Raw genomic sequence first — 12,554 nt, 5'->3', positions numbered from 1 at the left:
GATGCATGATATGAAAACGAAAACGAAGCCATTGAAATTTTTGAAATTAGCGCTGCTTTACATCTGTTTGATTCTGTTTGCCATATTTATGATGGGGCCGTTCTTATGGTTGTTTAGCGTGTCGCTTATGCCAGGGAAAAATGTATTCAGTTTTCCGCCTGCCATATTCCCGACATATATCGATTTTGAAAACTATACTCAGGTATGGAATTACATGGACTTTCCACAATATTTATGGAATACCGTAGTTATTGCCATATTGGGTGTTGTCATGAATATACTTTTCTCTTGTCTGACAGCTTATCCCTTGGCTGTATTTCGTTTTAAAGGCCGTGATCTGATTTTTACCTTGCTGGTGGCGACGATGATTATTCCGGCGGCAGCCGGGATGGTCGTTAACTATTTGACGGTAAAGGCGCTTGGTTTAATGGGAAGCTTTCTTGCCGTAGTTCTTCCATCGGCGGTTACTGTGTTCAATGTGTTTTTAATGAGACAGGCGTTTATGGGAGTTCCAAGTGAATTGCGTGATTCCGGTAAAGTGGATGGAGCCAGTGAGCTTCGTATATGGTTTCAGCTGGCCCTGCCTATTGTAAAGCCGGCGATTGCTGTTATCGGGCTGCTGGAGTTTATGGCGATGTGGAATAACTTCCTCTGGCCGATGATCGTACTAAACGATACCAAAAAATATCCAATCGCATCTGCTCTCAGTTTTCTAAACGGGCAATTTGCCTATAATTTCGGCTGGATCGCAGCAGGTACGGTCATCTCGGTTGTTCCGATCATTATCGTGTTTTTGTTCACGCAACGTTATTATATGGAAGGCATCTCCGGAGCTGTCAAAGGGTAAATCAGAAAGTGTACAGGACAACATGTACAGGACAACATAAAGGAAGTGAGTCAATGACACAGCCGATAATGGACCAAGTCCATCAAGGATTGATCGTATCATGTCAAGCGCTTGAGGATGAGCCTCTTCATGGCGCGGAGACAATGGCGAAGATGGCAAGGGCAGCTCAAATAGGGGGAGCCGTGGCCATTCGGGCGAATGGTATACAGGATATAACTTCTATTAAAAAAACAACGAAGCTGCCGATTATCGGGATCATTAAAAGAGAATATCGCGGTAGCGATGTCTATATTACACCTACGCTTAGAGAGGTCCAAGAACTTATGGAAGCGGGAGTTGATCTGGTTGCATTGGATGCGACCCTGCGGGCCCGGCCGAACGGTGAAAAGCTGGAATCACTGATCGCTTACATGAAGGAACGGGGACAGAAAGTGATGGCAGATATTTCAACTTTGGACGAGGGGATTTATGCCGCTTCGCTCGGCGTGGATTGTGTATCGACAACGTTATCCGGATATACGCCGTATTCGCCGCAAAAAGACGATCCAGACTGTGATTTGGTTATGGAAGCTGTCAAGCGTCTGCCCATTCCGGTATTAGCAGAGGGGAAAATTCATACACCGGCGCAGGCGGCGCAAATGCTTAAGTTCGGAGCTCATGCTGTAGTTGTCGGCTCAGCCATCACACGTCCACAGCTAATAACAAAGCGGTATGCGGCGGAGATGAAAAAGGTATTTGAAGCGTGAACCTGATGTAGATATATAGACGGAAAGGAGTGAAGGCAGCTTGAAAATAATCGGTGTTGATATTGGCGGTACTTCGATTAAAGGGATCGTCATCAATGAAATGGGAGATTGCCTGGAAGAAACGAGAATGTCAACGGAAGCCAAGCGCGGTAAAGAACATATCGCCCTTCATGTGGAAAAGGTCATTGGACAATTGCTGTCTCGTTATCCGGATGCAGCTGGAATCGGGATCGGAACAGCGGGCAGAGTAGACGTCAAAACAGGACAAATCGTGTATGCAACGAATAATTTGCCGGGCTGGCAAGGGTTTGAATTAGGCGAGTGGTGCGAAGGGAAGTTCGGTTTGCCTGTCGTCGTTGATAACGACGCTAACACAGCATTGGCTGGGGAAGCCTGGCTTGGTGCAGGCGTTGGCTTGTCTGATTTGACGATGTTGACACTGGGTACGGGTGTTGGCGGCGCCAATATGATTGGCGGCAAGCTGTATCGAGGTGCCCATTGGAATGGCGGCGAATGGGGACATGTTGTTCTCGTCCCGAACGGTTATCCATGTAATTGCGGTATGCAGGGATGCATTGAACAGTACGTATCCGGGACGGCATTGGTTCGTCTTGCCCGAGAAGCGGCGGGCCGCGATTATACAACTGGCCATGAAGTATTTGCCGATTTTAAACGCGGGCAGCCTGAAGTTCTTGCTGTGGTGCAGCGTTTCATCAGTGATCTGGCCCTTGTTATTCATAACATTCATATTGGATTGAACCCTCAAGCTATCATCATCGGCGGGGGAGTGGCAGAATCAAAATCCATATGGTTTGATCTGTTAAAAGGTAAGCTAGCAGAGCTGAGTCCGGTTATTGAGGTACGGGCAGCGACGCTTGGCAATCGGGCTGGAGCGATTGGTGCGGCCCGATTGGTGCTGGAATCTCTCAAGGAGTCATAGCGAAATCTGTGATGTTAGGCGTTGTTCATTGAAATTTAACATGGCGTACACGAAATAAAGGGGTGTTGATGCACCAACAAAGGAGCTTGCGATATGAATAATGAACAAAGAACCGATATCGTCATCGTAGGCGGTGGACTTGGCGGATGTATGGCCGCACTGGCTGCGGCCAAGATGGGCGTGCGGGTCCTGATAACGGAAGAAACGGATTGGCTGGGAGGACAGCTGACAAGTCAGGCCGTTCCGCCGGATGAGCATCAATGGATAGAAAGCTTTGGCTGCACGGAGTCATACCGTGAGTTTCGAAACCGGGTTCGCGCATACTATAAGCAGAATTACCCACTGACGGAAGAAGCGAATGGTGACGAACGACTGAATCCGGGAAATGGATGGGTAAGCCGACTCTGTCATGAGCCGAAGGTGGCGCTGCGCGTGCTTGAGGATATGCTTGCACCTTACGTCAGCAGCGGCCGCATCACGATAATATATCATGTTAAACCGATCAAAACTGCGGTGAACGGGGACAGAGTGGAGACGGTCACTGTGAAGCATTCGTATACAGGTAAGGAAACGATATTGAAAGGGGAGTACTTTCTTGATGCTACGGAATGCGGGGACGTTCTTCCGCTGGCCGGCGTGGAGCATGTCATAGGTGCGGAATCCAGATTGGAGACAGGCGAGCCGCATGCATTGGAAGAAGCGAATCCGGCTGATATGCAATCGTTTACGCATGTCGTAGCCCTCGATTATGTAGAGGGTGAGGACTTTACGATTGAGAAGCCGAAGAAATATGATTTTTGGCGTCAATACGTGCCAGAGTATTCGCAATTTCCGCTTCTGAGCTGGTATGCGAACGACTCGGACGATACGACCCGGATGAAGGAATATGGCCTTTTCCCTGATGATCGTGTGGATGCGGAAGGGCGAAAGGTAATGCCGTTATGGACGTATCGGCGCATTATCGATCCTGTCTTATTTGAGCCTGGAACATACGAAGGGGATATTTCGTTAATTAACTGGCCGCAAAATGATTATTTTCTCGGTCCGCTCATCGGTGTTTCCGAAGAAGAACGACTTCAATCTTTGGACAATGCCAAAGAGTTGAGCCTTTCGCTCGTTTACTGGCTGCAGACGGAAGCGCCGCGTCCGGACGGAGGGCAAGGGTATCCGGGAATCCGGTTGCGGGGGGATGTACTCGGTACTTCGGACGGGTTGGCAAAGTATCCGTATATCCGGGAATCGCGGCGGATTAAAGCGATGTACACGATAACCGAGCAGGATGTCAGCAGGGAATTACGGGGGGCAGAAGGGATACGTCGCTATGATGACAGCATCGGAGTAGGAAGCTATCATCTGGACCTCCATATCACGACGGTCACAAACCGTACGTTTTATATTCCGAGTTATCCGTTTGAAATTCCGCTTGGGGCATTGCTTCCAATCCGTATGAAAAATATACTTCCAGCCTGTAAAAACATCGGCACCACCCAGATTACAAACGGTTGTTATCGTGTCCATCCAACGGAATGGAACATCGGGGAATCGGCCGGTTATTTGGCGGCCTATGCACTGCAGAACAACGTAACGCCGCATGAGGTGCGCGCCGATCAGAAGCATCTTCGTGCTTATCAAGCGCTAATTCAACGTCAGGGCGTGCAAATTCATTGGCCGGATGACATCGAGCTTTAACATATTGGAAAGCTGTTCCAAAAATAACATCTACTCACTAGACGAGACACTCACTTGATGAGTAAATTAGTAAGAAATAAAGAAATGGCGGTGCCAAGGGTGTTATCCTTGCGCCGCCATTTCTGCTTTTTGGTCTATTGCTGCCTTCTTGAGCAAATTATGGGCAAGCGAAAGCCACCCGACCTCAAGGCTTACTTTTTGCAGCCCCATGCTTCGTTCCGATAGCGTCCTTAGAACAGACAAAGGAGCCGACCCGGGTCAATGGACCTTTTGCGACAGCTCCCTTTCGTATTATTAGGTCAACCAGAGTTTACTGGTTGGTCTTTTTTATTGGTTGTTTTACGATGGTGGTAGCCGGGAGAACGTGACAGCCCCTGGGGGGGAACCCCGTACAAAAAACAGTTCTCTCACTATCGCCTTCTACCATGTTTGAGCTGGTTGAGGCAAATGACCTCGTATAACAAGCGAAGCTGTGGAGTTGGAACCATTGTGGGATTACCGGCAAATATAATGCGGGAGGAGAAAAATGAAACCTGTTATAGGAATTGATGTAGCAAAAGGAAAATCAGTTATTCAAGCATTTTTAAAGCGAAATGTTCCCTATGGCCGAGATCAATTGATTTTGCATTCACCAAAAGGATTTGAACGATTATTTCAAACTTTAGTGGAATTAGAAGTTAAGACAAATCGGAAGCCCGTTGTTATCTTGGAACCAACAGGGCACTACCATCGTGTCCTTGTTAACTATTTACAAAGCGTAGGATATGAGACCATTCTCGTTAATCCCCTGCAGGCACAACGTGCTCGAAGAACGAATCTACGTAAAGTGAAAACGGATGCATCAGACGCTTGGCATCTGGGGGATTTATACTACCAGGAGGAGAGTTGGCTTGTTCATCCGAGTCCTAAAGAATCGTTAATGGACTTACAGTTCATAACAAGACAACACGAGTTTATTACTAGTCTTTACGTTCAAGCGAAGTTGAATACGCGGACGCTAATCGATCAGGTATTTCCAAACTATGAAAGTGTATTTAGAGACCTATTCTCAAAAACGTCATTAAACTTACTAGAAATGTGTCTCTCGCCAAAAGGCATTGAGGAGCGAGACCATAATACTTGGGCTGCGGTCGTAAGAGAATCCACTAAAGCTGCTCGTTCTGAAGATTGGATGAACCGTAAGATTGAGCAATTAAACGTAGCTATAAAGGATAATCCTGTTATGCACGTCCCATATGGATTAGAAATGGCTCTGCGCAGTATGCTAACGGTTATCCGTGACTTGCAAAACCAACTAGCTGAACTAGAAAAAATCATATTAGAACTGTCTGAAATGATAGCAGAAGTTCAGCTTTTAAAATCCATTCCAGGAGTAGGTACAAAGCTGGCAACCTCTATTGCTGCTGAAATTGGTGATGCTTCGCAGTTTCGGCATCCGAAGCAACTAGTAGCTTATGCTGGCCTAGATCCCAGTGTCTTTAGTTCAGGCAAGTTTGTAGCAACGCAAAATCGAATAACAAAACGTGGCTCCAAACGATTAAGGCGTGCAGCTTATTTGGCAGTAACCTGTGGTCTACGAGGAGATCTAAATCTCCGTATCAGAGAGTACTATGACAAGAAAAAAAGTGAAGGGAAGCCCCATAAAGTAGCTGTGATTGCTTGCGCTAACAAGTTATTACATCACATCTACGCTATGCTCAAGAAAAGGCAACCCTACACTTTATAATCCTCGCAAGCCATAAACTTCCATTTTTGTGGAGGTTTATTTCGTATGCTTTCTTTTAGTATAGCAAATTTCTTTCGTTTCCAATAGCTTGACTTGACAAACCATTAGCTGGTTTTTAGATTTTGCAAGGCGTCCAGCAGGAAAGGATCATGATATAGGAGAATCAGTGTATACCGCTGAAATCAAGGGAGGGGAGCACGATGACACAAAAATGGCTGGAATGGGCCAAGGAAATTCAGGCGATCAGCCAGGCGGGCCTTGCCTACTCCAAGGATATATATGATAAAGAGCGTTTTGAACAGCTGCGGGAACTAAGTGTCTCGATTTTACATGAATATACCGAAATGGAGCATGAGAAGATTCGGACATTGTTTGCAAGTGACACCGGGTATCCAACGCCCAAGGTGGATATTCGCGGGGTTGTTTTTCAAGATGGAAAAATTCTTCTTGTCAAAGAAAGAAGTGGTGGCGGATGGGCTTTGCCAGGCGGATGGGCCGATATCGGCTTGTCGGTCAAGGAGGTTGTGGTGAAGGAGATCAAGGAAGAATCCGGTTATGATGTTACTCCGGTCAGATTGCTGGCGGTTTTGGATAAGAAATTTCACAATCATCCGCCTTCATCGCAGCATGTATATAAGTTGTTTATTCAATGCGAGTTGATCGGAGGGAAAGCAGCCAGTGGAGTTGAGACTTCAGATGTTGGTTTTTTTAATGAAGACGGATTACCTGAACTGTCTCTAGATCGGAATACACCAGAACAGCTGCAACAGATGTTCGGCTATCTCCGCAACCCTTTGAAAGAGGTATGGTTTGACTAGTTCAAGAAACGAATAGGGGGTGTGCTTATGCTTCCATTTTTGAAATTGAATGGTTTAAGTGCATTATATGCTATTTCTTTTTTGATTCAGGTTCAGCTCATGGTCAATGTTTACCGTATAGAAAGGATTACCGGATTAAGTAATATAGCGGGATATACTGATATTTTGATCATCATTGTGTTTTTGTTCTTTTCTATACTTTGCTATTTTCTAACTAAACATTTATTCGGCCGAAAAAAGCTGAAATATATTATACCCGTCCTGTGGATGCCGTATTTTTGGATGTTTAATAGCATATTTGTTTCATTGTATCCAATTACTGATCCAGGGGAAAAACCCCTTCCGGCTATTGGAATCGTTATAATGGGACATTATATTTTTTCTACGTTTGTGATTATATTGATCAACATTTTTTCATCATTGAGGTCTAGAGAATAATGTCAGCGTCTATGCCAAAAATTCGTGTCGGTATTATCGGCTTTTACAAGATGGTAGATTTAATGTATCGATCGTTATGCGGTGAACAGGATTCCGTTGATTTGCCAACGTTTGATGACGGACATAAGGTTCAATCTCTACTTGATGCGATTATTGCTTCGTCAAACACGCGTTCCCGAGTCCAAGTGGATTACAATCACAGCGTATGAATTAAAAGGGGGAATCGATATGAAAGCTAATAAGTTTAAGACGGGTGATGAAATTCGTGTTGTGTCTCCTTCCCGGAGTATGTCTATTATTGCAAAAGAACAGCGAAAGCTTTCTGAAGATCGCTTGCGAGAGATGGGTCTTGTCTTATCATATTCCAGGCATTGTGAGAAAATAGATGCATTCAGCTCGTCATCCATCGAATCCAGAATTCGAGATTTGCACGAAGCGTTTCTGGATCCGAATGTATCCGGTATTCTGACAACGATTGGCGGCTACAATTGCAATCAGCTGCTCCGATATATTGATTATGATCTGATCGCTTCGAATCCGAAGAGGCTGTGCGGATATTCCGATATTACGGCACTGAGCTGTGCGATATATGCCAAGACGGGGCTAATTACCTATTCAGGTCCGCATTTTTCAACTTTTGGCATGCTGCACGGGACTGAATATACATCCGAGTATTTTTATAAAATGATGTTCCATGAGGGGCCTTTGGAGGTATCTCCTTCTGATATTGGAGTGATGATGCCTGGTACATAGATCAGGAGAACCGGAATTTCATTCGAAATGACGGTCCATACGTCATTAATGAAGGGAAAGCGGAAGGGATACTGATCGGCGGTAACCTGTGTACTCTGAATTTGCTCCAAGGGACGGAGTTTATGCCGAGCTTGGCGGGCGCTATTTTGTTTGTTGAGGATGATTTGGAATCATCGCCACCGACCTTTGATCGTGATCTGCAATCCCTTATTCATCAGCCTGGTTTTCATGAAGTGAAAGGAATGATCATCGGACGGTTTCAAACCGCATCACAGATGAGCAGACAGCTCCTGAGCGATATTATCAAGTCGAAGAAAGAACTGGAACACCTGCCTGTAGTGGCCGACATTAACTTTGGACATACCTCACCGCAAATTACGATTCCGATTGGTGGAGAGGCTGCCCTTGAAGCATTCGGGGATGAAGTGAAGCTCAGTATTCAAGAGTAAATGGCGATGGAGGTAAGATAATGAGACGTCTTCAGATCGGAATGTGGCATCAATTCATCCGGGATCGATGGAATGATATATCGAATGATTTCATTAGCGGGATGGAAATTTCGAAGTATCCAAATAAAGAAGCCGTTGAAGAGTTGAGCAGGTTCTGTATGAACGAAAACCTTAAGTTTGGCGTTCACGGTCCTATACTCAATACATGAACGGATGAGCAAGTGGATTCAAGCTGAGCAATCTGTTTTTGTAAAATCTTATGTGTCTTCGGGCATAGAGGGGGAGCGCCTATGGTCAACAGCCTCATTATCGTTTTTGTATTGACAATGATCATTCACACAGCGGAGACGTTATCCTATTCCGCCAGGTATGCCGGTGTGAAACTGAATAAAATTGCTGTCGCCTTATCTTTGATCGGCATTATTGTTCTCGTATCAAGAACGTCGAACTTGATTCAGGCTCCACTGACGGCCAAATTTGTAGATTATGCCCGAATAGACCCTTCTTTTGATGTGCTTCGATATTTTCGGTTTATTTTGCTTGCTGCATCTGTTGGAACCTTGCTTGCCATCGTACTGTTTCCCACCTTTGTAAACCTGTTTGCCCGAGTTATAGCGAAGCTGGAGGTGGCAGGTTCGATTCCAAAGCTAATTTCCAGTGTAACGATTGGCCAACTTAAGAATACGAAGCATTACTTTAGAAAGCCCTCATTGAAAATCAGCCAGTTTCGTTATCTAGGCATTCCCAATCGTTTTATTTTTCTCAATATCGGAGTAACAGCCTTCTATACGGTAGGTGTGCTGTCTTCGCTGTATGCAGCCCATATCGTACCTGAATTGGCGACAACGGCTTCTCAATCCTCAGGAATCATCAACGGTATAGCTACGATTATTTTAACGATCTTTATCGATCCTCAGCTTGGCCTCATTACAGACAAAGCAACACATCAACCGGAAACGAGAGATCAGCTTGGCAAGGTGTATACACTGCTGATGGTTACACGTTTTTTGGGGACGATGCTTGCCCAGTTGATTATTGTGCCTGCTGCGTATTTGATCAGTGTGGCTGTTACGTTAATATAGCCATAAGCTTTATGAATACGTTGAATTGATGGTACGCCCTGGACTTTCAATTCAAAACTTACGCCAAACATGACTAAAACGTTCAACATTAACATAAATATGGTGCAAGGTGAAATTTGAGAAAAAGGAGTTTGGAAACCATGGCTAAATCCAAAAGAGGACGCTCCTTATGGCATTTACCTGCTCGTGGGCGAGGTACTTGCCCGGTATGTCACAGTACCCGAATTAAACTTTTGTACCCCCGGACCAAATCCGACGGCATGTCTTTAAAAGTGTGCAAGCGGTGTGACAAAGCACCCCAGTCAAGAATTGATGCGCTTTGAGGTGATTGTCATTGAGGTAAGTTAATTTTTGGAATATAATATAAAAGTCTGATTTGTTTTAGGCCGTTTTCCGGATAGGGACGGTCTATTTTTTATCCGATAAGGGGGGGAACATGAATTATTCAATGGTGATGATTACAGTGAACGACGTTGCTTTTGAGCTGAGAGAGGATCATAGCTTCGATTGGATTCAGCATGAGGGACGTGTTTTTCGGGTGTTTGCCGGGCAGGACTCCGGCAATATCAGCTGCTGAACTATTATCCCGTTAATTCTGGATATGCGGCCGTATTCGAATGGTTTACAGGAGAAAATCTGCATCCACATGAAACATTTCCACCTCCGGCCAAGTACACCCACTCTGATTCCCCCTACTTTCGCTTTAAACAGCTGCCGGTTGAAACAAGACTACAAGCATTGGATGAGATTTTTGATTTTCATCTTCTCGTGGAACGGAAAAACTTAGTTGCCGTTGATTTTTATCAAGAAGAGTGATCAGATTTTTAGCAAAAGGTTGTGAGTGAAATGGAAAAGTATACGCATCTGGGCGTTTATGGTGTTTTAATTAAACAAGGCCGTATGCTGTTAATTCGTAAAGCGAGGGGGCCGTATATAGGCAAATGGGATTTGCCTGGTGGCTCAATCGAGTTTGGGGAAGAGCCGGAACAGACATTAAGGCGTGAATTTCTTGAAGAAACAGGGCTGACAGATATTCGCAGCCGTATGAAAACCGCTGTTTCCTGTACAATCATTTATAAGCGGTCGGATGACGTGCTGGAGGAAATGCATCACATTGGCATCATATACGAGGTTGAGATGGAGGGTGAGCAAGTTCCAATTAAGCGCGTTGGTGATCAGCAGGATTCACTGGGAGCGGAGTGGATTCCACTTGAAAAGCTGAAGTTCATCCCGATAACTCCTTTTGTTGAAACGGTGGCTGAGCAATTTGTGGAGGAATTTGGCTCAAGGATGAATTGAAAATAGAAAGGTATATTCCCTTTTTATTTCCGGGGAAATGGATCATGATTTAAAAAAAGCCTCCCATCAATGATCCATCGATGGGGGGTGATTGAACTAAAGAATGGTAATACTTCAACGAAAGAAGTTGGAATTATTCTGGAGAAACGTCAGTGTTCGCCTAAAAGCTTTCCTACGGAAAGCTCGCTTCGAAAGCGTAAGCTGTCCCCGGATTTCAACGGTCGTTTAAATCTTTCAGAGAAATCTGGGGGCAAGAGCGATCGGAAGAATAATCCGAATTCGTAGTGATGCTAGGGCTAGGTTCTTTAGTTCAACTTGCATATATATTTTTAAAATTTAAAAATATTGATCGTTTTTTGGAGCTGGAATACGGCATCTGTCATCGCATTTATTTCATCTGCCATCCTCTTGATCGATTCGATGCCCTCATTCATGGAGGCAGACACCTGTTCGGTACCTGCGGCGGATTCTTGGGTAATGGCTGATATGTTCTGTATCGCAGCAGATATGCTTTGAGCACTTTCCAGCATCGATTCGCTTTCCTTGGAGAAGGCGGAAATTTGCTCCGTTATGTACTGTACACTCGTAACGATCTCCGAAAAGATCAGCTCGGCTTCTTGAATCATTTCAGTCTGGTGATGAACGACTTCTTCATTGATTTTGATGTTTTGACTTGCAAGATTAATGTCATGCTCGATGCTTCGAACAAGATTAAAGACCTCACGAGTGGAAGAGGTGGATTCCTCTGCAAGCTTGCGAACTTCATGCGCGACGACCGCGAAACCGGCCCCATGTTCTCCGGCTCTTGCGGCTTCAATAGAAGCGTTTAATGATAATAGGTTCGTCTGTTCAGCAATCTCTGAAATCGTTTCGGTAATTTTGCTGATCCCCTTGGCATTTTTGGAAAGGGCATCGATTGATTCTGCCACTTTATTTGTGGCTTCAATGTTTTTTTGCATACCGGCAGATTGTTGTGAAACAGATACTCGTCCTTTCTCTACCAGACCGAGTGTTTCCGTAGATCGTTGATTCATCGCTCTTGTGGAATCTGTATAATTGCTAACCTTATGTTCGATCTCACGGATGGAGTCGCTCATCTCGGATACATCTTCTGATATTTCGTTTGCTCCAATGGCCAGCTCGTTGGAAGACATGGTTACTTGGTTCATAACTTCGATCAGATTTTGGTTTTTGTTTGATATATCACGACTGGAATCCATAACTTTTCGGGAGATATCTGAGGCTTCCTGCAAAATCCTCCGCAGTCTGTCAACCATACTGTTAAAAGTTCGGCTCAGATCTGTCATGCCTCCGGCTTCTCCTACTTTAACCGTGAAATCACCTCGTGCAATTTGTGAGGAAACATTGGAAATTTCATCGAAAGAACCTGTGAGCGCTTTCTGAATGAATTGAGAGAGCGGGTATGTAAGTCCGGCAAGTATAGCAACCAGTACAATTCCCAATACAATTTTGCCGAGAGCTATAAAGGCAATCAGCATCGGAAGTGCAAAGAGAACAGCAATTACATAACAAGAAACTGTTATTTTATTCGAGATGCTTAACTTGTTGAACCAAGACATGAGTAAAACTTCCTCCTTTAAGCATAGGATACAATTACCACGATTATAACATCGTTCGACAAAAGTAGATATAACGAATTATATATTCACGATTATAAATCATTTAAAATTAGTTCTAATTATCTAAGTCAGCAAACAAGTTTAAGGGGAAAAGAAAGAGGCTTTCTTTACTTTTCCCCAAGAAATA

General features: G+C 44.6%; 13 protein-coding genes and 2 pseudogenes. 13 read left to right on the top strand and 2 right to left on the bottom strand.

The genetic code is table 11. From position 1 onward, the window contains the following. Nucleotides 1-10: 10 nt before the first annotated feature. From C8268_RS02355 to C8268_RS02340, 4 genes are all read left to right on the top strand, one after another. A complete protein-coding gene (locus C8268_RS02355) occupies nt 11-847 on the top strand; it encodes a carbohydrate ABC transporter permease (protein WP_234032648.1) in 837 nt (278 codons plus the stop codon). A 53-nt stretch (nt 848-900) separates the two neighbouring features. Further along, nucleotides 901-1,593: an N-acetylmannosamine-6-phosphate 2-epimerase gene (locus C8268_RS02350; protein WP_106766194.1), complete on the top strand. Its 693-nt coding sequence runs from the start codon at nt 901-903 to the stop codon at nt 1,591-1,593. Nucleotides 1,594-1,633: 40 nt separating this feature from the next. Next, nucleotides 1,634-2,533, top strand: coding sequence for an ROK family protein (locus C8268_RS02345; RefSeq protein WP_106766193.1), 900 nt, complete (start codon nt 1,634-1,636; stop codon nt 2,531-2,533). Nucleotides 2,534-2,626: 93 nt separating this feature from the next. Then, nucleotides 2,627-4,222: an FAD-dependent oxidoreductase gene (locus tag C8268_RS02340; protein WP_106766192.1), complete on the top strand. Its 1,596-nt coding sequence runs from the start codon at nt 2,627-2,629 to the stop codon at nt 4,220-4,222. Nucleotides 4,223-4,324: 102 nt separating this feature from the next. Here the strand turns inward: C8268_RS02340 and C8268_RS23445 are convergent. After that, nucleotides 4,325-4,429, bottom strand: a pseudogene (locus C8268_RS23445) (transposase); the annotation flags it as partial. A 319-nt stretch (nt 4,430-4,748) separates the two neighbouring features. Here C8268_RS23445 and C8268_RS02330 point away from each other — a divergent pair. The 9 genes and pseudogenes from C8268_RS02330 to C8268_RS02290 all read left to right on the top strand — a co-directional run bounded on the left by C8268_RS02330 (nt 4,749) and on the right by C8268_RS02290 (nt 10,787). Beyond that, on the top strand, nt 4,749-5,948 hold the full coding sequence (locus tag C8268_RS02330) for an IS110 family RNA-guided transposase (protein WP_106766191.1): 1,200 nt from the start codon (nt 4,749-4,751) through the stop codon (nt 5,946-5,948). 200 nt (nt 5,949-6,148) lie between these two features. Beyond that, the gene (locus C8268_RS02325; RefSeq protein WP_106766190.1) at nt 6,149-6,766 is read left to right on the top strand and encodes an NUDIX hydrolase; all 618 of its coding nucleotides are present in this window, start codon (nt 6,149-6,151) and stop codon (nt 6,764-6,766) included. 437 nt (nt 6,767-7,203) lie between these two features. Next, nucleotides 7,204-7,413 (top strand): hypothetical protein, encoded by a 210-nt coding sequence (locus C8268_RS02315; RefSeq protein ID WP_106766188.1) that lies wholly within the window; start codon nt 7,204-7,206, stop codon nt 7,411-7,413. A gap of 19 nt (nt 7,414-7,432) precedes the next feature. Continuing rightward, nucleotides 7,433-8,406: pseudogene (locus C8268_RS02310) on the top strand (S66 family peptidase). 20 nt (nt 8,407-8,426) lie between these two features. After that, nucleotides 8,427-8,615: a hypothetical protein gene (locus C8268_RS02305; RefSeq protein WP_106766187.1), complete on the top strand. Its 189-nt coding sequence runs from the start codon at nt 8,427-8,429 to the stop codon at nt 8,613-8,615. 81 nt (nt 8,616-8,696) lie between these two features. Continuing rightward, nucleotides 8,697-9,488 (top strand): lipid II flippase Amj family protein, encoded by a 792-nt coding sequence (locus C8268_RS02300; protein ID WP_106766186.1) that lies wholly within the window; start codon nt 8,697-8,699, stop codon nt 9,486-9,488. Nucleotides 9,489-9,628: 140 nt separating this feature from the next. Next, on the top strand, nt 9,629-9,811 hold the full coding sequence (locus tag C8268_RS23030; protein WP_106766185.1) for a hypothetical protein: 183 nt from the start codon (nt 9,629-9,631) through the stop codon (nt 9,809-9,811). Nucleotides 9,812-9,924: 113 nt separating this feature from the next. Continuing rightward, on the top strand, nt 9,925-10,065 hold the full coding sequence (locus C8268_RS22580; protein WP_158702655.1) for a hypothetical protein: 141 nt from the start codon (nt 9,925-9,927) through the stop codon (nt 10,063-10,065). A gap of 269 nt (nt 10,066-10,334) precedes the next feature. Continuing rightward, entirely contained in the window at nt 10,335-10,787 is a 453-nt protein-coding gene (locus C8268_RS02290; protein WP_106766184.1) for an NUDIX hydrolase, read from the top strand. 329 nt (nt 10,788-11,116) lie between these two features. Here the strand turns inward: C8268_RS02290 and C8268_RS02280 are convergent, their stop codons facing one another. After that, nucleotides 11,117-12,367 (bottom strand): methyl-accepting chemotaxis protein, encoded by a 1,251-nt coding sequence (locus C8268_RS02280; RefSeq protein WP_106766182.1) that lies wholly within the window; start codon nt 12,365-12,367, stop codon nt 11,117-11,119. Nucleotides 12,368-12,554: the final 187 nt, after the last annotated feature.

This window comes from Paenibacillus faecalis (assembly GCF_900289175.1).
Classification (GTDB): domain Bacteria; phylum Bacillota; class Bacilli; order Paenibacillales; family Paenibacillaceae; genus Paenibacillus_AQ; species Paenibacillus_AQ faecalis.
The sequence above is the reverse complement of the archived record's forward strand: the minus strand, read 5'-3'. Positions and strand labels throughout refer to the sequence as shown.

What these genes read in the sequence shown, in the direction of transcription:
- C8268_RS02330 (WP_106766191.1), top strand. Translation starts at nt 4,749, where the DNA reads ATGAAACCTGTTATAGGAATTGATGTAGCAAAAGGAAAATCAGTTATT.
- C8268_RS22580 (WP_158702655.1), top strand. Translation starts at nt 9,925, where the DNA reads ATGAATTATTCAATGGTGATGATTACAGTGAACGACGTTGCTTTTGAG.
- C8268_RS02325 (WP_106766190.1), top strand. Translation starts at nt 6,149, where the DNA reads ATGACACAAAAATGGCTGGAATGGGCCAAGGAAATTCAGGCGATCAGC.
- C8268_RS02355 (WP_234032648.1), top strand. Translation starts at nt 11, where the DNA reads ATGAAAACGAAAACGAAGCCATTGAAATTTTTGAAATTAGCGCTGCTT.
- C8268_RS02315 (WP_106766188.1), top strand. Translation starts at nt 7,204, where the DNA reads ATGTCAGCGTCTATGCCAAAAATTCGTGTCGGTATTATCGGCTTTTAC.
- C8268_RS02305 (WP_106766187.1), top strand. Translation starts at nt 8,427, where the DNA reads ATGAGACGTCTTCAGATCGGAATGTGGCATCAATTCATCCGGGATCGA.
- C8268_RS02280 (WP_106766182.1), bottom strand. Translation starts at nt 12,367, where the DNA reads ATGTCTTGGTTCAACAAGTTAAGCATCTCGAATAAAATAACAGTTTCT.
- C8268_RS02300 (WP_106766186.1), top strand. Translation starts at nt 8,697, where the DNA reads ATGGTCAACAGCCTCATTATCGTTTTTGTATTGACAATGATCATTCAC.
- C8268_RS02340 (WP_106766192.1), top strand. Translation starts at nt 2,627, where the DNA reads ATGAATAATGAACAAAGAACCGATATCGTCATCGTAGGCGGTGGACTT.
- C8268_RS02290 (WP_106766184.1), top strand. Translation starts at nt 10,335, where the DNA reads ATGGAAAAGTATACGCATCTGGGCGTTTATGGTGTTTTAATTAAACAA.
- C8268_RS23030 (WP_106766185.1), top strand. Translation starts at nt 9,629, where the DNA reads ATGGCTAAATCCAAAAGAGGACGCTCCTTATGGCATTTACCTGCTCGT.
- C8268_RS02350 (WP_106766194.1), top strand. Translation starts at nt 901, where the DNA reads ATGACACAGCCGATAATGGACCAAGTCCATCAAGGATTGATCGTATCA.